Annotated in this window: 18 protein-coding genes and 2 pseudogenes; 11 read left to right on the forward strand and 9 right to left on the reverse strand. The window is 58.8% G+C overall.

Going from position 1 to position 22240, the window contains the following annotated elements; all coding sequences use genetic code 11:
* Positions 1-503: 503 nt before the first annotated feature.
* Together F2982_RS30380 and F2982_RS31925 are read right to left on the reverse strand one after the other, a co-directional pair.
* Positions 504-791, reverse strand: a complete 288-nt coding sequence (locus F2982_RS30380; protein WP_199629773.1) for a hypothetical protein — start codon at positions 789-791, stop codon at positions 504-506.
* Between the two features lie 294 nt (positions 792-1085).
* Complete coding sequence (locus F2982_RS31925) at positions 1086-1433, reverse strand: hypothetical protein (protein ID WP_246777685.1); 348 nt, start codon at positions 1431-1433, stop codon at positions 1086-1088.
* Positions 1434-3535: 2102 nt separating this feature from the next.
* Here F2982_RS31925 and serA point away from each other — a divergent pair.
* Positions 3536-4774, forward strand: coding sequence for a phosphoglycerate dehydrogenase (gene serA, locus F2982_RS30390; protein ID WP_203431282.1), 1239 nt, complete (start codon positions 3536-3538; stop codon positions 4772-4774).
* A 303-nt stretch (positions 4775-5077) separates the two neighbouring features.
* Here serA and F2982_RS30395 read toward each other — a convergent pair whose 3' ends face one another.
* Genes F2982_RS30395 through F2982_RS30410 form a run of 4 tightly spaced genes read right to left on the reverse strand, consistent with a single transcriptional unit; the run spans position 5078 to position 8585 of the window.
* Positions 5078-6337: an ABC transporter substrate-binding protein gene (locus F2982_RS30395; RefSeq protein WP_203431283.1), complete on the reverse strand. Its 1260-nt coding sequence runs from the start codon at positions 6335-6337 to the stop codon at positions 5078-5080.
* Positions 6334-7386, reverse strand: coding sequence for an aldo/keto reductase (locus F2982_RS30400; RefSeq protein WP_203431284.1), 1053 nt, complete (start codon positions 7384-7386; stop codon positions 6334-6336). Before F2982_RS30400 ends, F2982_RS30395 begins: the two co-directional genes overlap by 4 nt.
* Before the next feature lie 10 nt (positions 7387-7396).
* Entirely contained in the window at positions 7397-7747 is a 351-nt protein-coding gene (locus F2982_RS30405) for a TIGR04076 family protein (RefSeq protein ID WP_130279634.1), read from the reverse strand.
* Positions 7740-8585: a GntR family transcriptional regulator gene (locus tag F2982_RS30410; RefSeq protein WP_246777686.1), complete on the reverse strand. Its 846-nt coding sequence runs from the start codon at positions 8583-8585 to the stop codon at positions 7740-7742. Before F2982_RS30410 ends, F2982_RS30405 begins: the two co-directional genes overlap by 8 nt.
* Before the next feature lie 58 nt (positions 8586-8643).
* Here F2982_RS30410 and F2982_RS30415 point away from each other — a divergent pair, with 58 nt between their 5' ends.
* The 6 genes from F2982_RS30415 to F2982_RS30440 all read left to right on the forward strand — a co-directional run bounded on the left by F2982_RS30415 (position 8644) and on the right by F2982_RS30440 (position 14008).
* Entirely contained in the window at positions 8644-9420 is a 777-nt protein-coding gene (locus tag F2982_RS30415) for an ABC transporter ATP-binding protein (RefSeq protein ID WP_246777687.1), read from the forward strand.
* Positions 9417-10157, forward strand: coding sequence for an ABC transporter ATP-binding protein (locus F2982_RS30420; protein WP_148195235.1), 741 nt, complete (start codon positions 9417-9419; stop codon positions 10155-10157). The genes F2982_RS30415 and F2982_RS30420 overlap by 4 nt, the downstream gene beginning before the upstream one ends.
* On the forward strand, positions 10154-11065 hold the full coding sequence (locus F2982_RS30425) for a branched-chain amino acid ABC transporter permease (protein ID WP_199629779.1): 912 nt from the start codon (positions 10154-10156) through the stop codon (positions 11063-11065). The genes F2982_RS30420 and F2982_RS30425 overlap by 4 nt, the downstream gene beginning before the upstream one ends.
* Complete coding sequence (locus F2982_RS30430; protein ID WP_199629780.1) at positions 11062-12033, forward strand: branched-chain amino acid ABC transporter permease; 972 nt, start codon at positions 11062-11064, stop codon at positions 12031-12033. Before F2982_RS30425 ends, F2982_RS30430 begins: the two co-directional genes overlap by 4 nt.
* A gap of 4 nt (positions 12034-12037) precedes the next feature.
* Positions 12038-13498 (forward strand): aldo/keto reductase, encoded by a 1461-nt coding sequence (locus tag F2982_RS30435; RefSeq protein ID WP_203431286.1) that lies wholly within the window; start codon positions 12038-12040, stop codon positions 13496-13498.
* Positions 13499-13822: 324 nt separating this feature from the next.
* Positions 13823-14008: a DUF3008 family protein gene (locus F2982_RS30440; protein ID WP_203431287.1), complete on the forward strand. Its 186-nt coding sequence runs from the start codon at positions 13823-13825 to the stop codon at positions 14006-14008.
* Here the strand turns inward: F2982_RS30440 and F2982_RS32250 are convergent.
* Both F2982_RS32250 and F2982_RS30445 read right to left on the reverse strand, forming a co-directional pair.
* Positions 13997-14383: pseudogene (locus F2982_RS32250) on the reverse strand (type II toxin-antitoxin system HipA family toxin); the annotation flags it as partial. The gene F2982_RS30440 and the pseudogene F2982_RS32250 overlap by 12 nt on opposite strands.
* Before the next feature lie 231 nt (positions 14384-14614).
* Positions 14615-16789 (reverse strand): EAL domain-containing protein, encoded by a 2175-nt coding sequence (locus F2982_RS30445; protein WP_203431288.1) that lies wholly within the window; start codon positions 16787-16789, stop codon positions 14615-14617.
* Between the two features lie 596 nt (positions 16790-17385).
* Here F2982_RS30445 and F2982_RS30450 point away from each other — a divergent pair.
* The 4 genes from F2982_RS30450 to F2982_RS30465 all read left to right on the forward strand — a co-directional run bounded on the left by F2982_RS30450 (position 17386) and on the right by F2982_RS30465 (position 21031).
* Positions 17386-17730 (forward strand): DUF2147 domain-containing protein, encoded by a 345-nt coding sequence (locus F2982_RS30450; RefSeq protein ID WP_148195277.1) that lies wholly within the window; start codon positions 17386-17388, stop codon positions 17728-17730.
* Between the two features lie 187 nt (positions 17731-17917).
* Positions 17918-18970, forward strand: coding sequence for a type III polyketide synthase (locus F2982_RS30455; RefSeq protein ID WP_203431289.1), 1053 nt, complete (start codon positions 17918-17920; stop codon positions 18968-18970).
* On the forward strand, positions 18967-19473 hold the full coding sequence (locus F2982_RS30460; protein ID WP_203431290.1) for an isoprenylcysteine carboxylmethyltransferase family protein: 507 nt from the start codon (positions 18967-18969) through the stop codon (positions 19471-19473). Before F2982_RS30455 ends, F2982_RS30460 begins: the two co-directional genes overlap by 4 nt.
* Complete coding sequence (locus F2982_RS30465) at positions 19463-21031, forward strand: DHA2 family efflux MFS transporter permease subunit (protein ID WP_203431639.1); 1569 nt, start codon at positions 19463-19465, stop codon at positions 21029-21031. The genes F2982_RS30460 and F2982_RS30465 overlap by 11 nt, the downstream gene beginning before the upstream one ends.
* Before the next feature lie 647 nt (positions 21032-21678).
* Here F2982_RS30465 and F2982_RS30475 read toward each other — a convergent pair.
* Positions 21679-21957, reverse strand: a pseudogene (locus F2982_RS30475) (DUF1778 domain-containing protein); the annotation flags it as partial.
* Between the last annotated feature and the right edge of the window lie 283 nt (positions 21958-22240).

Raw genomic sequence — 22240 nt, forward strand, 5'->3', positions numbered from 1 at the left:
ATAACCCGCCCTTGATCCCAACGTTGCCTATTATTCACATACGGCCAAAAGGGACGATCAGGCGGTGGCGTCGGTAGAAATTGGTAACCACTCGGATGATCGAGCCGCCCCCAGGCTGGACGATATCTCGGCATCGTGGTTGAATCTGGATGGCGGCTTTCAGACCAACCGCCTCCCCTGATACCCATCAGCTTGAGACCCGCTGGCACACGCCAGCGGGTCTTTTGGTTCGCTGATTGGGGCGGTGGAAGCCGGTCTAGAGCCGAGCGGCTGAAAAGAGCGCCCTTATCATCATCATCCTGGACGGGAGCGCCAAAAGGATGGGGTAGTCCAACGCATCGGCGGCGTTCCCCGGCCATGTCAGCTTTTTCATGCGAGACCGCCGTTTGCCTCGTTACCGTTGGATTGGTCTACAAGGAATCAATCTGGCTTTCCGACTTCAGCGCCGCTGAATCGGCCTTATGCAGCGTGGCTGCAGCTTTCGAGAAGAATGATGGTGCCGATCATGCCTCATCCCCATTTGCTGACAACGGCGCGTATTTTTTAATATGAGCCAGGTGCGGCATCTCGCGGAACCAGGCGCTATCATCCGCAGCGTCAAAGCCAGCGGAGGACAATAATTGTTGCGAATACCGCCGGACCTTGCCCTTGTCGTCCAACTTGAACTTGCCGGTTCTCTCATTGTAAACCGCAAGCCATTCAGCGTGCAGATCCGGATACGGGTGCTTTACAACGCAGCAATCGTTGTGATCGCGATCATAAATGGATGGGACCTTAACGACGTCGGTCATGGAACGCCTCCTACAACTGAGGTTTCTTGAGATGGACGAAATGATGTTTGTATAGGCTGCGAAGGTCGCTATCACCGGACAAAACGCCGAGATCAATTTGCTCTATCCAGATCTGCGAAAGCTTCATCTTATGCCGGAGCAGGGTAATTTTGGTGTCATTGCTCATGTTCTCTCGATCGAACTTTCACCTGATGCTTCGAATTTTGTGCGACCTAATCGCAGAGATGAACTGGCAATACTCCGTGAGCTGTTCGATCGGCAAATTGGTAAAGCTGGGGGCCATTTTCTATCACGTTATTTGATGGTTGTACGCTGACGAGGTTTCGCATCCTGCCGGCGAGCTTCGAGCCGCTGCAATTCTGCCTCGATGGTCTTTCTGATGAATTCCGAGCGCCTGTTCGTTCCGACGGCGGCGTCGATGCGCTCCTTCTGACCGGCGAAAAGCCGGACCATAAGCTGTTCCAGATCCATTTTTGGTCTGCCACGATGCGTCATGCTCGTGAAATATTCTTGATTGTTTACCGTGTCAAAACCCACTTCTCGCGGATCACATCTGATACGCCGAATGATGGCGGCGAAGCGCCCTTCGTTACGGCCTTTAGTCTCCTTGCCCGTCGGTTCGTCATCCTCCAATGCGGCCAAGCCACGCTCCGTAAGCCCATGGTCGGCGTCGATCTACCCCGCCGAAAGCAGAGCCGCGAACAGAAGTTTGACTCGGGCCCGCGTTTTCCTGCGAGCATTTCCAGCATCTCTATCTCCTGATCAATCGGCATATGACTTATCGAGGATCGCGAAGTGTACGTCACCTTCACGGTCGGAAGGGACAAAGGGCTGCGGCGGTGGGCTAGTCCGGTGAATGACTGTCACGGACGCATCACGCCAAAGGCTTCATTCCTGATATATTAGCCATGTGCTGGGAAGTCACATTAGAGGATTGAATGAGGCGCCCCTTTGTTCATCATCTTGAAGTCTGTGCGAAGCTGGCCCGCAGCAAAGGTGGCAGCTTACTGGGTCCCTAAGCCGTTGGCCGATGCTCGAGCCAAAGCTGCGGAAATCACAGGAGCAGCGCGCGAACGCCGCGAGTTCTTGCGGGGCCCGCTGCACTGATGCATCGGGTTTCATTGGCTGAAGAAACCGCGCACAGATGATGATGGCACGGTCGGATGCAAACTTATGGGCATGGCCGTGTCAGCCGGCTTTGCAAACGCCTGCTACAAAAAGCCCATATCGCAGTTCCGTTGACGCTCATCATCACGCGGGAACTGGGATCGCCGCAAGTGGTTCGAAACATTGCAAATCAGCAAAAGGAAACAGGAGCGCCATTCGCTCAATCGAAGGTCCGCCAATGGTCTGACGCCTGCTCAGACTGAAGTCTTATATGAGATTTCTTGTGGAACCTAAAAACCTGACAATCATTTTATTGCGGTCTGAACACTTGAGGTAAGGCCCCATGAAGAAAATTATTCTTGCTGTCGCTGTCGCTTTCTCGTCCATTATTGCGGTCCCGGCAGCTTCTTATGCTGACACCGTCGTCATTCGCACTGATGACGGTCCTCGACTGCATCGCGGCTGGGAACGTGGCCACCACCGTGGCTGGGATAATAATCGGAGAGCACGGCTGGTACGGGAAGATTATCGTCGACACCCGGCGGGTTGCTTCACGAAACGAGTTGTAACCTATCGGGATGGCGAGCGAGTTTCGCGGACGACCAAGGTTTGCCGCTAACCGAAGCCAAGTTGGCCTCACGGAGCCGGGGAGTAATCAAACTCTCCGGCTCCCGTCGTTTTACGAATAGCATGCAGGGCTGGCGGGGTGGCGAACATCTTCACGGGAACTTATGCACCTTTGCATGTTATCCACCACGACAAGCCTCCAGTTGGCGGCGCTGGAGTTCGAAATCGGAGCGATCTTAGACCAATTTGACGGTGTCAATGCTGTCCAGGCACTTGCCGTCGGCTGATTGGGTGGCTTCCTGATGAAATGCACCGGGTACCGCTTCCATCAGGAGGACGACCTCGCTCCCACGGGCACCGCAAGTGCAGTGGACAACGGTCATATCACTTTGTGCCGGCAGTGAATCCGTAGTCGGTTCCGTCGCTCAACATCCAGACCGCGCCGGAAATAATGCCGCCCCACATGAGGAGCGACAGGCAGATCGCCAATATCAAGGGACAGCCAAAAATTCTCATCGTCAAACTCAGGATGCTTCCTGGCGCCTACACGTTTCCCAATGGTCGAGCTGCGCCCAGCTCGGCGGATAGCAACGGCCTGCCCCGCCGAAGCGGCTCCTGAAATGTTCGAGCTCCAGCGGTTGCCTGTTCACGACCTTATCGATCAACGTTTCGAATGCGGCGACAGCGCCCTGGGCATATGGCCGGGCATGTCGAAGCCCCAGGACGGCTCCGGTTATTGGTTGGTCCCCCTTCAAGGATAAGAGCTGATCGAACGCTTCCCATGGTGGCTTGTGCTTCGTCAGGGTTCGACCTTAGGTCGAGTAGGGACCAGCCGTTCGCCCAGCGCATGACTTTATGATCCCAACGAGGGCCGTGAGAACCAGGACGACGAAGGCCTGGGCAAACCTTGACAGCTGTCAATGTTTGAGCGAAGCCCGATGACAGCTCGATACCAGCAAACACCGGGCGGATGCAGAAAACCCGTTCAGGTGATACAGATAACGTCTGTGCTGGAAAGCCCATGATGGGACTGGATTTCGACCCGGCCTGGCTAACAAAGTGAAACCCACATGACACCACACCTTTCCCTTCCGCGCGACCGAATCTCCGTCCTTCTCCTTGAGGGCATCAGCCAGAGCGCCGTGGATTATTTTTCGACCAGCGGCTACACGAACCTTGTTCATTTGCCCAAGGCACTCGACGATGCCGAGCTCAAAAGACATATCGCCGAGGCCCACATCATCGGCATCCGGTCTCGCACGCAGCTGACCGAAAAGATTTTTGACGCCGCCAAGAAACTCATCGCCGTTGGCTGCTTTTCTGTCGGTACGAACCAGGTCGATCTTGAAGCTGCTCGCCGGCGCGGGATCCCGGTATTCAACGCGCCCTATTCAAATACCCGCTCGGTCGCAGAGCTCGTCATTGGCGAAATCATCATGTTGACCCGGCAGATCTTCCCGCGTTCAGCGTCCGCGCATCAGGGCGGCTGGGAGAAATCGGCTGTCGGCAGCCGCGAGGTCCGTGGAAAGACCCTCGGCATCGTCGGCTACGGCAACATTGGTTCGCAACTGAGCGCCCTGGCCGAGAGCATGGGAATGGTCGTACGCTATTTCGACCTTTCAGACCGGCTGCGTCGCGGAAACTCGGAATCGATGGCTTCACTCGGCGAACTGCTTGAGATCTCTGACTATGTGACGATGCATGTCCCTGAGACCGCATCGACCAACAACATGATTTCCGAACCGGAACTGCGTCGCATGAAGAAAGGCGCAATCTTCATCAATAACTCGCGGGGAACCGTGGTCGATCTCGAGGCACTCGCAAGGGTTCTCAAGGACGGTCATCTTGCGGGTGCCGCCATCGACGTTTTTCCCAGGGAGCCGGCATCCAACAGTGAGCGTTTCGAAACACCCCTGCAGGGTCTCAGTAATGTCATTCTCACGCCGCATATCGGCGGCTCGACCGAGGAGGCCCAGGAGCGCATCGGCGGCGAAGTGTCGAGGAAGCTGGTCGAGTATTCCGATATCGGTTCGACCATGGGTGCTGTAAACTTCCCGCAGGTTCAGTTACCCGAGCGCCCAAATGGCACCCGCTTCATGCACGTTCACGAAAATCGCCCCGGGATCCTTATCCAGCTGAATGAGATCTTTGCCTCGCGCGGGTTGAACATCGTCGCCGAGTTTCTGCAAACCCACGGTGATACCGGCTATGTCGTCATCGAAGCCGAAGGCGCTTCCAAGACGGCGGACGAGATCCTCCATGCGCTGCGCGCGATACCAGGAACAATACGGACGAGACTGGTCTACTAACAGCGCAAGCGATTGCGGCCGGCTACCCCGATGGCAGCGCCAGCGCCCTCCGTCACAATATTCGTTATGGAGAGCCGGGCGTCTAGGTCCTGTGAAGCCCGTCATTCGGTCCGCCTGGAGCGATCGTGGAAGCTGCCGGCCTGCCTGGACGATGGATGGCGGAACGATCCAGTCCTAGAGTAGGACGCTGTTTTGCAACGCAGCTTTGACCTTCCAGGCTCACGAGTATCCGGGCGTCAAGCGAAAGGCTGCGAACCCAGCAACAGGTAGCAAGGCTCGGGTTTGGGTCCCGAGCCCTTTCGCCTATTTCGCAGTCTTGATCTTGTTGACCTCTTCGGCGCTCAGCTCGCCGACGGTCGTCACTTCACCATTGCTGATCTTCCAGAGACGAAAAGGACCGGTAATATCACCGTACGGGTCGAAGCTGACTGGACCGATGACCCCCTCATACTTCACAGGTTTGCCCTCCTTGATGAGCTGCAGGGCCTTGGCAAATTCTTCCTTTCCCGCATGGATCGGCGTACCGCCATCGGCCACCACTTCCGGCATCGCAGCCTTGATGGCGGCGGCATCCGCTTTGCCCGCCTTGGCAATGGCGAGTGCGACGATCGCACCGGCATCGTAGGAGCGGTCGGCAGCCGGAGCAGAAGGCGAGATGCCGCCGGAGAAGGCTTCATAGTTGCCGTTGAAATATTCCGTGGACGCCGTCGGACTGGTGCCGGAGGAGGTGCCATAGGCGTTCTCCAGATACTGAGCGCCGACGCTCTCGATGAAGTCCTTGGAGTTCATGCCGTCGTTTAGCAGGAATGTCTGCTTGCCGCCGCCGGAAACCCAGGCGCGAGCAATGGTGGCTCCATCCACAGGCGTACTGACGAGATAGAGTGCGTCGGGGTCGCCGGCCATAGCAGCGCTGGCTTCCGAGGTGTAGCTCGATTGCTTCTCGTTATAGGGCGTAGTCGAGGTTATCGTGCCACCGAGCTTTTGATAGGCCGTGGCAAACTCCTTGACCATGTTTACGCCGAAATCGTTGTTGACGTTGATGATGGCGATCCTCTTCAAGCCCTGATCCATGGCAAACTTTGCGGCCGCCGTACCTTGCAGAGCATCCGAGGTGATGGTGCGGAAAAACACGCCGTTCGTCTTGCCGCTACGGCCGAGCTCGGTCAGCGTCGGTGACGAGGATGCGGGCGATACCTGCACGACGCCGGCCGGCGCCGTCACCGATGTCAGGATTGGAATCGAGACCGAGGAGATGATGCCACCGATGATGACGGGAACCTTCTTGATATTGACGAGCTGTGTGGCTTGATCAACGGCAACGTTGCCCTGGCTCTGGCTGTCGCGGGTGTCCGCTACAATCTTACAACCATTGATGCCACCGGCATCGTTGAAGTCACGGAAAGCCATCTCGACGGATTTTGCACCCGCCTGGCCATATTCACCGGCCGGACCGGTCAGCTCCATGACCAGGCCGACGGTAATGTCGCAGTCGGCGGCAAATGTCGGCACCGTGGACGCAGCAAGCGCCGCGACCATGGCGGAAAGCAGGACTGTCGTTCTCATTTTTGTTCCCCTTTGTTGAGATTGTACTTCATGATGCTGCCGTGGCGGCCTTCCCTGTCCCGCTCCAACGCATAGACGTCGCCCTCGATCGGTTTTGATTGCGCGAGGATCGCATCGATTTCGGCCATATCGCCTTGGCTGAGCGCGGTATCGGCTATGGCGAGATTTGAACGCAAGTGATCCCTGTTGCGAGCGCCGACGATCACGGCCGCGACCCCGGGCTTGGTCAGCATGGCGGCGCTCGCGATGGTCGCGATATCGGTGCCGTGCCGGTCGGCAATGCGGCGCAACGTTGAAAGCAGGGCCTGGAACAAATCCCATCCCCCGAAATCATCGATGATAAGCTTGTATTTCGTGAGCGATCGGTTTTCGAGCGGGTGCTCCGGCTCGCTTTGGCCGAGCCATCGATCACCGAGGAAGCCGCCGGCCACCGTGCCATAGCAAAGCAAGGCGAAACTCTTCTCCTGAGAAAGAGCCACCATGCGCTTTTCCGGACGCCGGTCGAGCAGCGAGTATTGCAACTGAAGCGAGGTGAAGGGCACGCCAGAGCCAATAATCTCATGAACGTGTTCGGTGTCGAAGTTCGTGCCACTGATCTTGCCGATCTTGCCGGCCTCGTGCAGTTCCTTCAGCCAGCCTGCTGTTTGCAACCAGCCCTCGATATCACAGGCCCACCAGTGGAACTGAACGAGGTCGAGGCAATCGAGGTTGAGCCGTTTGCGCGAGGTGTCGATGACGCCCTCGACATAAGCCTTGCTGATCCTTGGCAGCATGGCAAGATCCGGCACGAACTTGGTGTGGACGCGAATACGCGACAGCGCCTCTTGCCCGCGCAGGTTCCCATAGCTAACGCGGAAGCGGCCGATCAGCTCTTCGACGCCGGTATAGATGTCGGCGCAGTCGAACGTGGTGATGCCGGCATCGGCAAAGGCGATCATGTCCTCGACGGCACTGTCGCCATCGATTGCGCCATGCCCGCCCGCCAGCTGCCAGCCGCCGCGAATGACGCGGGAGATTTCATAATCGGGGGCGATGGCGATGCGCTGCATGTCGTTGTGCCTATTCGTCGGTCAAGGGAACCGCCGTGGTGGCGGCATGGCTGAAACGGCGCAAACCCGTGCGGGTGATCCTGAGCCGTGTCGAGCAGTTGGGATCAGGGCAAGCGATGTCGGCGTCCGTCGTCATCCAGTCGTTGCGATCCGTCGCACGCTGCTTGGCCGCGAGCAGCGGCAGCACCGAAGAGAGCGAGTAGATCGATATCCCCTGCCCGTCCGGCAGGTGCAGCATCTCGCCCCTGAGCTCGAAATGATCGCCGGGCTTGGCGCCGCAATAGACGGCGCCGCCCTCCGGAATGATCACGTCGACCCTGAGATCAAAGAGGTCGAAGCCGTCGTCTTTGAGCTCAGCCATCGATGTCTCCCGACGCGGTGGCTTCAGTGCCGCCATCCAGGCGCCCGCGAATGAGATCGAAGGAACGGCCGATGTCGTTCGACAGCGACCGCATCGCCCCCTCGGTGTCGCGTTTTTCAAGCGCCTCGATCAGCGCCCAATGATGATTGGTAGCGGCAAGTCCGCCCTGTTCGTCGTGAATATGGGCGGCCTTGCGGATGATCGCACCCGATTGCAGCCAAAGGCTTTCAACGATTGGGATCAGCACCTGCGAGCGCGCCGCATGATAGATATGGAAATGAAACCGCTGGTTCAGCGCCGAGGTCACATGGCCGATATCCTTGCCGTGCTCCTCGAAAGCCAGATCGCAATCGACATTGATCTGCCTCAGGACGGCAAAATCGTTATCCGTCAACCTGGGCAGTGCCAGCGCAACCATCTGGCCCTCGATCAGGATCCGGGCGCGGGCAAGATCATCAAGACGCTCGCGCGTGATCAGCGGCACCCGTACCGATCGGTTCGGAAGCGGTTCCAGCGCCTGCTCGGACACCAGCCGGCCAAGCGCCTCGCGCACCGGCATTGTGCTGGTCTGCAGGCGTTCGGCCAGATCGACGATGCGCAGAACATCGCCTGCATCGAACATGCCGTTGATCAGCGAATTGCGCAATTGTGCGTAGACCCTGTCGTGCAGCGTTTCGCGCCCAACCGGCGACAACTGATCGTCGCGATCGTGGCCACCATCGGTTGACCGGCCGGCTTGGACCCGCGCAGATGAGACTACCATCCCGCCGGCCCCAGACGACTGCGTTTTTTTGGGTTGCTTTTCATCATGCAGTAAAGTTTGATCAAACATCACCAATCAAATCAAGAGACTTCTTACTTCCATGCCTTTGCCAGTGCCAGACGCCCGATCGAAAATGGCAAAATCCGCTGAAGCGGTGATTGACGCGCGCGCTCTGATCAAGTCGTTCCAGGGCAACGTCGCCGTCTCCGGCATGTCGCTTAGGCTGGCTGAAGGCGAGATGCTCGGGCTTATCGGCCCGAATGGAGCCGGCAAGACCACGCTCTTCAATCTGATCGCCGGCAGCCTGAGGCCGACATCGGGCGAAATCTGGATCGGCGGCCGTGAGGTTTCGAAGGAAAACCCGGAACAGAGGATCGGCCGCGGCGTCGGCCGCACCTTCCAGATTCCGAAACCCTTTCCCGAGATGACCGTGCTGGAGAATGTGCTCGTCGGCGCACAGGCGCAGGACGGCGAACGGCTGTTTGCCAACTTCCTGCGCTTTGGTCATGTCAGGCGGCAGGAACGTCTGGCGGTCGACAAGGCGCGCGCGCTCTTGGAGTTCGTCACCTTGTCGGGTCTCGAAAAACAGCCGGCCAAGGTGCTGTCGGGCGGACAGCGCAAGCTGCTCGAACTCGCGCGCATCCTGATGGCCGATCCGCAGGCGATCCTGCTCGATGAACCGGCCGCCGGCGTCAACCCGGCACTCCTGGAAACGATCATCGAACGCGTGCTGGAGCTCAATGCGCAAGGCAAGTCGATCCTGCTGATCGAGCACAATATGGATATGGTATCGCGGCTGTGTTCGCGTGTCGTCGCCATGGCGCTCGGAAAGCCGCTTGCCGAGGGCACACCTGCCGCCGTCGCCTCCAACCCCGATGTCATCGAAGCCTATCTCGGAGCGGCGGCATGACCGCACCAGCACTTCAAACCCGTGCCCTCATCGCCGGGTACGAGCCTGACCTGCCGATCGTGCGCGGCGTCGATCTCTCGGTGGCGCCGGGAGAACTGCTGGTGCTGCTCGGGCCAAACGGAGCCGGCAAGTCGACCTTCGTCAAGGCGGTCGCTGGCGTGGTTCCCATCCACTCGGGAAGCGTCACACTCGGAGAGCGGGACATCACCAACGTCGCGCCCCACCGCAAGATCGGCGAAGGCCTGGCCTTCGTGCCGCAGACAGAAAACATTTTCGCGACGATGACCATTCACGAGAACCTGCAGCTTGCCGCAGCCGTCCTGCCAAAAAAGGAGCGAGCCGACAGGATAGCAGCACTCTATGGTCGCTTTCCCGATCTCGCCAGCAAGCCGTCGCGCCTCGCCGGGACGTTGTCTGGCGGACAGCGGCAGATGCTGGCGGTTGCCCGCGCGCTGATCGTCGATCCCTCCGTGCTCATCCTCGATGAACCGTCCGCCGGTCTTTCGCCGAAGATTGTCGGCGAGGTGTTCTCGATGCTGAAGAAGATCAACGCCAGCGGCGTTACCGTCATCCTCGTTGAGCAGAACGTCAAGGCGGCGCTGGCGATAGCCGGCCGCGCCGTCATTCTTGTCGAAGGCAGGATCAGGCACGAGGGCGAGGCCTCTATGCTGCTCGGCGACCCGCTGATCGCAAAGCTCTATCTCGGCACCACCAATGAGGCGCCGAAAGCATCATGAACCCGCAATTTCTGATGGATGGCCTGATTGCCGGCGCCATGATCGGCCTTGGCGCCATTGGCGTGACGCTGACCTATTCAATCCTGCGCTTTGCCAACTTTGCGCATGGCGAAATGCTGTCCTGGGGCGCCTACCTGGCCCTCGCCGTCAGCGGCGGCCTCGGGCTCGTGTCGACGTCATTGACGAAGCCAATCGGACCCTTCTCCTTCGGCTGGTCGCTGCCGATCGCAGCCGCCGTCGCGATCCTGCTGACCGGGTTGCTGGCGCTCGGAGTGGATAGAGCGCTGTTCGGGCGCCTGCGCGCGCGCGGCGGTGCAATCATCATCCTGGTGATGGCGAGTTTCGGCGCCTCACTTGCGCTGCGAAGCCTCCTCGAATTCATCTTCACGTCCAAACCCGCCTATTACACCAAAACGCTGCAGATCGCCGTGAAAATCGGCGCCGGGCTGCGGGCGACACCTGATCAGCTCTTGTCGCTCGCCCTTTCGGCGGTGGCGGTTGTCGCCGTCCACCTGCTGATGACACGGACCGATATCGGCCGCTCGATGCGCGCCGTCAGCGAAAACCCGGCCTTGGCGGGCATCGCCGGCGTCGACGTCAGGCGCGTGATCCGCGTCGTCTGGTTCGTCGGTGCCGCCCTTGCCTGCATTGCCGGCATCATGACCGGCCTCTTGGTGCAAATCCGCCCCTATCTCGGCCACGACCTGCTGCTGCCGCTCTTTGCTGCGGCGATCCTTGGCGGCATCGGCAGCGTCCCCGGCGCGATGATCGCTGGGATGATCGTCGGCCTATCAGAGGCAGCGGCCGTGCAGATCGTCGGCGCAGAGTGGCGAGCCGCCGTCTCTTTCGTCATTCTGGTGGCGGTTCTGCTTCTTCGCCCGCGGGGCCTATTCGGGAGGGCGGCATGAGCCTTGATCTGATCTCCTACGCCGCCTTCTTCCTCACCATGGCACTGACCTATGCCATCATGTGCCTTGGGCTCAACGTGCAGTGGGGCCAGACCGGCCTCTTCAACGTCGGTGTCGCCGCTTTCGTCGCGATCGGCGCCTACGTTTCGGCACTTTTGACAACCCCGGATGCACCCGGCCGCTTCGGCGGCTTCGGCCTCCCTATCGCCATCGGCTGGCTTGGCGGCGCTCTGTTTGCGGGAATGGCCGCTTGGCTGGTCGGCGCTTTGACCATACGGTTGCGATCCGATTATCTCGCCATTGCCACCTTCGGCGTTGCGGTCACCGTGCAGCTTTGCGTTCTCAACCTGGAGCCGCTGACCGGCGGCGCTTTCGGCATCGGCTTCATTCCGCGTCCCTTCGCAGGCCTCGCCGGCAGTCCGCTAGCATTTTCGCTTTCCAATCTTGCTCTGATGGCGGCCGTGGTGCTCGGGCTCTATATTGGCCTTCAGCATCTTGCCAACAGCCCCTGGGGCCGTGTTTTACGCGCCATCCGCGAAGATGAAAGCGCAGCACAAGCGCTCGGCAAGCGACCGACCCACTTTCGCCTGCAGGCCTTTACCATCGGCGGGGCCATTATGGGGTTGGCGGGTGCCGCGCAGGGACATTTCATCGGCTTCATCGCGCCCGACAACTATCTCCCGATCCTGACCTTCCAGGTCTGGGCCATGCTGATCGTCGGTGGCTCCGGCAACAATCGCGGCGCCATCCTTGGTGCGGTGGTGGTCTGGGGTTTATGGGCGTTGTCGGCAGCCGGCGTCTCAGCCTTCGTGCCGCCCGAACAGCAGGCGCGTGCGTCGTCGCTGCAGATCGTCATGATCGGCGTCGGGCTTTGCCTCATCCTTCTCCTGCGCCCCCGCGGCATTCTCGGCGCTTCCAACGCGCTGGCCTCGCTTCGAGGCAAGCGCCACCAGATCTTTGGGAAATAACATCATGTCCACCAAGCCCCCACGCGTTGCCCTCACCAAGGACCTTTCCATCAGCCGCATCGTCTGCGGTCTCTGGCAGGTGGCCGACATCGAAAAGAACGGCACAGTGATAGACCCGGACAGCGGCGCCGACATATTGCAGGCCTATGCGCGCGACGGCTTTGACACGTTCGACATGGCAGACCACTACGGTTCGGCCGAGCTCATCGCCGGGCGACTGCTGTCGCGCTATCAGATTGGTCAGCGGCCGGCCGCCTTTACCAAATGGTGCCCGGAGCCGGGACCGATGTCGGCTGAGGTCGTGCGTCGCGGCGTCGAGGAGCGGCTGACGCGGCTTGGTGTCGCCAAGGTCGATCTCCTGCAATTTCATTGGTGGAGCTTCGAGCATCCGGCATGGCTCGATGCCCTGCACGAGATGCAGAGACTGCGCGAGGAAGGGTTGATCGGCGCGCTCGGCGTCACCAACTTCGACGCCGGACATCTGGCGCTGGCGATTGCCGATGGCATCGAGATCGCCAGCAACCAGGTTTCGTTTTCGCTGGTCGACCGCCGGGCTGCGGGTGCGCTCTCGACGCTGTGTGCCGAAAGCGGCGTCAAGCTTCTCGCCTATGGGACGCTGTGCGGCGGCTTTCTCTCTGAAAAGTGGCTGGGCAAGCCCGAGCCGGTATCGGTCGCGGACTGGAGCCGCTCGAAATATAAGCGCTTCATCGATACCGCCGGCGGATGGGGCCCCTTTCAGGGCATCCTGAGCGCTGCTTCAACCATTGCGGCCAAACATGGTGTTTCGATCTCCAACGTCGCGAGCCGCTGGGTTCTGGAACATCAGTCGGTTGCGGCCACAATCGTCGGCGCGCGCATCGGCGAAAACGAGCATCGCGGCGACAACCTGAACGTCTTCTCCTTCGCGCTCGACGCCGAGGATCACGCTGCATTGAGTGCCGCCTTCGCCAGGACGCAGCCCATTCCTGGCGACTGCGGAGATGAATATCGCAAGCCGCCTTTCCTTACCGCCTCCGGCGATCTCAGCCACCATCTCGGTGCCATTGCCTCTGTCTACAGTGCTCAGCCCGTTCCTGGTCGTCCGGGCCGGCTGCGTGTCTCGTCCGGCAGCGTTTGGGAGCCGATCGCCGGCTATAGCCGCGCCGTGCGGATCGGCAACCGTATTGTCGTCTCCGGCACCACCGCGACTCATGGTGCAAACCGCTGCGTCGCGCCGGGCAATGCAGGTGCGCAAGCCACTTACATTCTTGACAAGATCGCGGCATCGATCTCCGCGCTTGGCGGCCGCATGGAAGACGTGATCCGCACGCGCATCTATCTGCGTGACGCAGATAAGTGGGAACCGGTTTCCCGGGCCCACGGCCGCGCCTTTGCAGCCATTCTGCCCGCCAATACGCTTATCGAGGCCGGAGGCCTCATCGGAGACTATGAGGTCGAAATCGAGGCGGAAGCGGTCTGCGATTGACCGCAGCAACAGCAGGCTGGGCAAGCCTTTGCGCCTGCCGCGGATGCCGCTGCAGTGCAGGGTGTCGTGATCAAACTGCTGGATGATCCATTTAGAAACCCGGAATGATCCCCACGGCGGCGTGGTGAAGTTCCGGGCGCGGCCGAGAACTCTCCTTGGCGCGGCGATCGGAAGTGATCGGTCCGGATCCACCTGCTTCTGGGCCAGTGATCACCCAACCTGACCTTGCGAGATGGCCAGTCACCTCCTCTCTGTGGTGGGAGAGACAAAGGACCATGGAACTACCGGGAGCGCCGTGGAGTTTTGTTGGAAAGGAGAACTGTCATGCCAGCAAAGTCAAAGGCACAACAAAAGGCCGCCGGAGCTGCCTTGTCTGCAAAACGCGGCGACACGCCAAAGAGCAAGCTTAAGGGCGCATCGAAGAACATGGTCGAATCCATGTCCGAGAAGCAACTAGAGGAGTTCGCGTCGACCAAGCGAAAGGGCAAGCCCCAGCACGCCGCCAACTAATCTACTGTGATCAAGAGCCTGATCAAGTGCCGCGGTCAGGGGCACGCCCTGTTCGATAAGAGCGGCCGCGTCCATGATCGCCCAAGGAGCAGCAAAGCGGGGGACGTATTGGGTGGACGCCTGGAAATCCAGGGTGCCGATGCGGTCGGAACCAGACTGGAGCAGGAAGGTCAGCTCGATGATCCCGGGCACGCCGCTGGCGTCGCGCTTTTTGCCCGTCAGCCTGTTGATTATGACCCGGCGGCCCAGGCATCCGGCGGGCCGTGGTTAATGCAGCTGGCCAGGTCAGGAGGTCGATAGGCGTGATAACGACTTCATGAGGGGGAGATCCGGCTCATAGATGGGGATCGCGCTCTTACGGCGGCGATAGCTGGCAGACAATCTTGCAAAATGCAAGAGAGCGCGGTGCGCAGCGGGCGGACCTCTTTTGATCAGTTCTATCCATCGCGGCGCAACCGCCAGATTGGCGGAAAACTGTAGATCGCGGCTGCCCCGCCGTAGGAAAGCCGGCCAAGGGCCAACCGTAGGTCCTCCGCTGGAGATTGTCTGAACTCACTTGAAGCCACTGCGGGAAGCTATTCTTCACCGGAGCTGGATTATCGTCTATCAACTTGCTGCTGCTCCGCCCTCACGAAAAGCGCCCGATCTCAAACGTTCGATTTCGGATGCCACGACGGGCCGTGAAAGGAAAAATCCTTGGAGTTCGTCGCACCCGGCGTCGATGAGCCAAGCCTGCTGTTCAGGGGTCTCGACGCCCTCGGCCGTTGCTCTCATTCCACCGGCATGAGCTAGCTCAATCATGGCCTGGACAATGCCAGCATTGCTGCCCGGCTTGCCGTATTCGCCCACGAAGCAGCGATCTATCTTGATCCGATCGACATCCAGCTTTTGCAAGCGTCCGAACGACGAGAAGCCTGTGCCGAAATCATCAAGCGCGAACTGGACCCCAATCTCTCGAAGAGCCCGAATGTTTCGGCGACACGCCTCTTCATTTTCCAGAACGGCACTCTCGGTGATTTCGATTTCCAGTTGGCGCGGGTCGAAATCGAACTTGTCCAGCAAGCCGATCACCCTCAGGGCGTAGGTTTCTGATCGAAGCTCTACCGGAGAGGCATTGACGGCCACGATCAGCTCTGGCCATTTTTTTGCATCGGTTAGCGCGGTGCTCATGACAATTTCGCCCAACCTGTCGATCAGACCCGCCTCTTCCGCAATGGAAATGAATGTTTCGGGTTGGACAAGACCTCTGGTAGGATGACGCCACCTTGTTAAAGCTTCCACGCCGATCAATCGGGCGTTGGAAGCGTAAATTGGCTGATAGTGTACGGCGATTTCATCACCGGTCTGCAAGGCAGTTCTAAGATCGCGCTCAAGGTCTCGACGTGTTCGTATCAGGTCGTCCATGTGTTGCCCGAAAATCGCAAACTGGTTTCTGCCTGCTTCCTTGGCGTGATAGAGCGCGATATCAGCCCGTCGGACGAGGTCCTGAGCATCTGAGCCGCTTGATGACACGGCAATGCCGATACTTGCACCGATAAGGATCGGTTGCCCATCGATTTCGAACGGACTGCGTATCGCAGCGACGATGTTCTCGGCCAACTTCTCGACGAGGTTCATCTTGGGGTCGGGGATTATGATCGTAAATTCGTCACCCCCGATACGGGCCACCAAGACGCCAGTGCCTGCAGCAGAACGCAATCGGCTGCCCACCTCAGCGATTAATTTATCGCCGACGGGATGACCGAGCGTATCGTTGACATTCTTGAAGCGGTCGAGATCAACAAAAAGGACCGCCGCCTGAGACTTCGCCAAGGTTTCTTCCACGGCGGCATTGAAGGCAGCTCGGTTCGGCAAGCCACTCAGCACATCGTGATGAGCGAGATGCTGCAGACGGCTTTGGCTTTCTCGCAGCCGACTGGACCTCCCTTGAAGAAGCAATACAAAAGCCGACATGGCAGCCAGCACGAGAAGCCCGCCTACGGCGAGGACGGGCTCTGTTGCCCGCAGCACTTCAGTGCCAGGCCGGAAAGGCACCCAGCTGAAGTAGCCAAAGACCTGACCCGATCGTGAGGCTAAAGGAAATACACTTCGCCCCGCCTGCCCGTCTTTCTTCCATTCAAATCGGAGATCGTTGAAGAGGTATTCGGACGCCAGCGTATGGGCGAAATCACCGTCAAGATAGCGCAAAGCGATATGAACAAACTGATGCTGTTCATCGACAGCAATCTCCCCACTGTCCGAAACTATAGGCTTGACGCTCAATATCGCAGGCCGGTCGCGGATCTTGACAATGTCGCTTTCGCCAATGGTCAGACTTTTGTCTGACACTCCGGCAGTATCCCCGTCCGCCAGCCGCTTTCGCAGCTTCTTCACCAGTTTAAGCGCATCGGCGGCGACGAAGGCGAAAGCAACTTGGTCGTTCGCCTCCGTTGCCGAGTACCCATACGCCAGCTGGTCTGTCGGACCCAACACGAATGCGGCGTCGTGACCGAAGTAGCTGTTCATCCACCGCCCGAGATTGGCAGCCATCCAATCTCGATCACCCGCAGCAACATGCGTGACAGCGTCGTCCCAGACGGTGGCGCTCTCTTGGTCATGCGCGATCGACTCCTGCATCTTGCCGACGACAAGCGCAAGCAGGCTGTCTTGCCGCTCAACGGTCGACCGATCCGACTGCACCACGGCGTACATCATGGTCCCGTATACGGTGCCGATAATGATCGCTGCGAACAGGGTAGCGAAGATGATCTTGAACGGGAGAGAAGGCTTCAGGTGGGGCATTTAATGTTCCAGCACGATGGGTACGACCCAGAATGATAGCCGACGCGGGTTAAAACATGAAAAAAGCCGCATGTATGATACCGTACCCAAGTACCGCACCCGGGAACCCGATTGCCGTCGCGCATAGCCTCAAAACAATTGCTCTCCTGTCGACTTTCGAACCGGAATTGATCGACCAATCGAAGAACGGACCATTCTCAGTGGGGGCCGCTTATCCCCTGGACTGCTGGGTGTCCAACAAGCTGGCGTCCCCATTCTCGTGATCTGCTACCTCTGATCCTGATGCTGGTTGCCTTCGAGGCGGCGATGTTCAGGCAATACCTTTCGCCAGGGGGCTCCTGGAAGGCCGTGATCGAGGAGGAGTAAATCCTAATCGTGATCGCCAAGCGCCAACCGGGCCAAGTTCAGCCGTTGCAAAGTCATCAATTTTCCAACCAGCACCGAACGGTTTCGCTGACCAGTTCGCGAAGCCGTGCGCTATCCCGATCAGCGCAACCCTCATATCTTCTGTCGACCTGTTACCAGGCCTGACACTCCGGCCTTGCCTTGGCTCGTTGCTGCTACATACTTGGTTGGTCGACAACAAGGAGCGTATTATGTTTCGCGCGTTTACGGTCGCAGCCGTATCTTTAGCTCTTTCCGGTGCGGCAATGGGCGCCGATCCAATAGTGGGCAGCTGGAAAACGCAGAATGGCGAACTCTCCGTCATCGATCGTTGCGGCTCTCAATACTGCATCGTCGCCAAATCGGGCAAATATGCCGGTCAAAAGCTGGGGTCGTTTCAGCCCGATGGCGATTCGTACAAGGGTCGACTTACTGACCCGCGAAACAACGCAACCTACAGCGGCAAACTGGCAGTCTCGGGCGACAGGTTGAAACTTCAAGGCTGTGCAACGAGTGTCCTGTGCAAGACTGAGACTTGGACGCGCGCTTCCCAATAGTGCTCCGAGGGTTAGTCCTCCTCCGCGCTACGCCCTGCTTCTTTTCGCGTGTAGGTCCGATGTTTCTGACATCTGAATTTTGAAATGATGGGACCGCCACGAAACTAAGTCTTCCTCAGATACGTTCTAAATCGTGGCTCGACCCGTGTTGGCGTGGGCTTTCGTACTCAAATTTTTGAAAGCCTTCATGTCTGAAACCGTCAAGCTGATATCCATCGGAACAGCCGTTCCTCCATATGTCATCGACCAGCACGACGCCGCTGTCGCCTCACATGGAGCTTTTGCCTCACGCTTCGGCGACTTCGATCGGCTTTCGAAAGTGTTCGAGAGCGCCGGGATCAAACGCCGCTACGGAGTTCGGCCGATAGATTGGTATCTGAAAACGTCCGGCTGGCAGGACAGAAACGCCGCCTACATCGAGGGTGCCAGCGAGCTCTTCTTCGACTCGGCCGGCAAGGCCTTGGAGGCCGCGAACCTGGCCGCATCGCAGGTCGATTTTGTCGTAACAGTCTCATCGACCGGTATTGCCACACCCAGTCTCGATGCTCGCGTCAGCACCAGGCTCGGTTTTCGTAACAATGTAGTGAGGGTGCCGGTATTTGGGTTGGGCTGTGCGGGCGGGGTGTCCGGTTTAGCTATTGCGTCGCAGCTGGCGTCTTCAAAGCCGGGCTGCGTCGTGCTGATGGTGGCCGTAGAGACCTGCACACTCGCTTTTCGGATGGATAAGTTGACCAAGGCCAATATCGTGGCGACCGCACTATTCGGTGATGGCGCCGCAGCCTGCGTCATCAGCGCTGCCCGTGACGGTATCGCCGAGGTCGAGATGAGTGGCCAGCATAGCTGGCCCGACACGCTCGACATCATGGGATGGAGCGTCGACCCTGAGGGCCTGGGCGTCATCTTCGACCGGGCCATCCCGCCCTTCGCCGAGGCTAACATTAAACCGGCAATCAGCGCTATCCTAGCTCAATCAGGTCTATCACTGTCGGACATCGATCGGTTCGCCTGCCATCCCGGCGGCGCCAAGGTGATCGACGCTTTCGAATCCGCCCTTGAACTGCGTCAGGGAACACTCAATCACGAACGAGAAGTGTTGTCTGACTACGGCAACATGTCCGCACCGACGGCCCTATTTGTCCTCGAACGCTTGATTGCCGCGGGACTTCCCGCTCGCACTATACTGACAGCTATGGGACCCGGCTTTACGGCAAGCTGCGTATCTTTAAAGGCGGCCGCATGATCGTTTCCATCCTTCTGCTAGCGGCGGTCACGTTTGAGCGGCTTGGTGAACTATGGTTGGCGAAGCGCAATACGAGGCGGCTGTTGGCGAAGGGCGCCAGCGAGGTCGCAGGCGAGCATTACCCAATGATCGTCCTTCTGCATGGGCTCTGGCTTGTCGGATTGTGGATGCTTGCGTGGGATGAGCAAGTATCCCTCGCTTGGTTGAGCGTCTTTGCTTTTCTCCAAATCCTCCGGTGCTGGACACTTGCGACGCTTGGCCGGCGGTGGACGACACGCATCATCGTCGTACCCGGAGAACAACTCGTATCCGCGGGCCCCTATCGCTTCCTGCGACACCCTAACTACGTCGTCGTGATCGGGGAAATCGCGGTCCTGCCTTTATGTTTCGGCATGCCACTTTACGCATTGGTATTTTCGGTCGCCAATGTCATCGTTCTGACCATCCGTATCAAGGCGGAAAATGCCGCCCTCAGAGGGTTGCCGCGTGCCGATGCAGTCTAACGCTGATCCCATCAAAGCTCGTCCGCGCTTGGTCTGGGCAGGTTTTATCGCCATGTGCGTGGGCATGTTCATGGCTATCCTGGACGTGCAGGTCGTGGCGACCTCTTTGCCGTCCATCCAGTCTGCGCTCGATATTGATCCGGATCAGATGAGCTGGATCCAGACGGCCTATCTCATTGCGGAGGTCATCGCGATCCCTCTGACCGGCTTTCTGACACGGGTTCTGACCATGCGCTGGTTGTTTGTGGTCTCGCTGGCGGTTTTCGTGATCGCCTCGGCAGGATGTGCGGCGAGCATCAGCTTTGGCCAACTCGTCGCGTGGCGGGTCCTCCAGGGCTTTGCAGGCGGCACGCTGATCCCGTCCGTGTTCTCCGCGGTGTTCCTGCTCTTCCCGGACAATCGGCAGGCGCTGGCGACGACAATCGCCGGCGTGCTGGCGGTGCTTGCACCAACGGTCGGGCCGATCGTCGGGGGCTGGCTGACTGAAAGCTATTCCTGGCACTGGCTTTTCTTGATCAACGTCATCCCCGGCATCCTCGCTGCCGGTGTAGCTGCCAGATCGCTTCCCCGCGAGCGCACCTCCGTTGCGCCAATAAAAGGGTTTGACGCTCCGGGACTGGCTTCCATGGCTACAGCGCTGATCTGTCTGGAAATCGGATTGAAGGAAGCGCCTACCAGTGGATGGCTCTCATTAACCAGCGGCGGGCTGTTTGTTGTCGCTTCGATTTCTGCCGCGTTTTTTATCTGGCGGTCGCTCCGCATTGCCTCTCCCTTGGTAGAGCTACGGAATTTTGAGGATCGAAACTTTTTAATCGGTTCGGCGCTGAGCTTCGTGCTCGGCATCGGACTGTTTGGGTCCGTGTATCTGATGCCTGTCTTTCTTGCCTTTGTCAGGGGACACAATTCTCTGGAAATCGGTATGACGATGCTGGTAACCGGTATTGCGCAGCTTTTCACCGCCCCAATCGCAGTCGCCCTGGAAAAACGAATGGATCCGAGGCTGCTTTCCGCTGCAGGCTTCACCCTCTTTGCCGTCGGAATAGGTGCGAGCGCATTTCAGGATCCGACATCGGACTTCGATGCGATGTTCTGGCCTCAGGTGGTGAGAGGAGTCTCCATCATGTTCTGCCTTTTACCCCCCACCAGGCTAGCACTCGGCAACCTTTCAGCGGACCACGTCCCAGACGCCAGCGGACTATTCAACCTCATGCGCAACCTTGGCGGCGCGATCGGTATCGCGCTGATAGACACCGTAATTTACACCCGATCGGAACTGCTCGGTCAGAAGATCTGGAACGGTCTGGAGAAAGGAAATCTCTCAGTTGCGCAATTCGTCGGCGTACCGACCGCCATGATAGCGGGCCATAACGGGTCCTTTGACGAACAGGCGACATCAACGCTCGATCCGCTCGTTCAAACCGCCGCGACGGTCGAAGCGCTCAACGAAGCTTGGGCAATGATTGCCCTGATTACTGTCGTAGCTATTTTGATTATACCCTTCGCGAGAAGCGTTGCATCACCTCCTAATGCAAGCTCGAACCACCTTGAGAGGGTTTGATCATGGTGGTCAGAGCCAGATTGCGAGCATTACTCCGAGGTCGCCGGCTCATCCACCTCGGTTCGCGGCTTGTGAGGTGGCATTTCGTTTTGAACAGAATGACGGCTGAGCAGTCCTGAACTCGGCAATCGGGTCGTTCATTTCGCCGGAATGGCTGATGAAGGCCGCTTCGGCCTTTTCCTCTCTAGCCGGGCCTCCGCGGGCGCCGGCTCCTTATATGTTCCCTGGTGGTATAGCTCATCCTCAAGATGATCAATGGAAGCCCCCGCCCTCTCCTGTAAGACACGGGCAGCAAAGCGCTGCGGGGGGAAGAACCCGGCCTCTCAGTCCCTGTCCAGCAACCGCGCGATCGGTAGCCAACTCGAGCAAGTCTGAAGCCAGCACACCATGGCTCGCAAGACCGCGTGTCAGTGCATCAGGCACAGCCGCATGCTCGACTGCCGAAGGCGCGATCGTATAGAATGTAAGAATATTGTCGGCACCGAATCGTCGGTAGCACAGAAGGTTTTTGAGGCATTCTGTCCGTGGCTCTGTCGGGCAAAACGGAGCAGAAACTCGTTCATCTGACGGTCGCCGCAATCGAAGACTGCCCGACCCTGTGACTTAGCGATCGGTTCCCATGCCATGAGGTAAAGCCATCGGTTGCCAGGCAAACCGGCAATCGCCGCGCGCAGCTTGGCGTTAGGTTTAGGCGGATTTTCCAGAAGCTCAAGGATGCAAACATGATCGCGCTTCGACACTTTTATCGTCTCGGCTTCCTCGATCACAGCCTCTGCTTCTCGCAGGGCGGATTGCGTCACGAAATCCCTCAGATCGGTATTACGAAGCGCCGCAGCACGCACGAGTTTAGCCTTGGCCGTGGCAGCCACCCTCAAACTCATACGCTCACTGTTCTCGTTTGCTATGCTAGGCACGTCAGCCTCCATCTTTCGACGGAATATAGGCGAAAATCTTCTCGTCGCCAATGCTGTGCGCCTTCAAGGCGTACAGGTCACCCACGCGCATTTCTATATCTTCTTGGCTTACCTCAGGGCGTGAAGTCTGCAGATAGTCCAAGCGTTGGATTCGACCAAGCAAGGTCGAACGGCATTCGCTGGGCAAGAACAGGCCCCCCAATCAAGGAATACTTCCTGAGTTGCGTAGAACCTGCCCAGCTCCTTGCATTTTTGCACTTGATCTTCGAATAGGCCAAGGGCCTTAGACGCTGTC

The sequence above is a fragment of the Rhizobium sp. BG4 genome, from assembly GCF_016864575.1.
Taxonomy (GTDB): Bacteria; Pseudomonadota; Alphaproteobacteria; order Rhizobiales; family Rhizobiaceae; genus Rhizobium.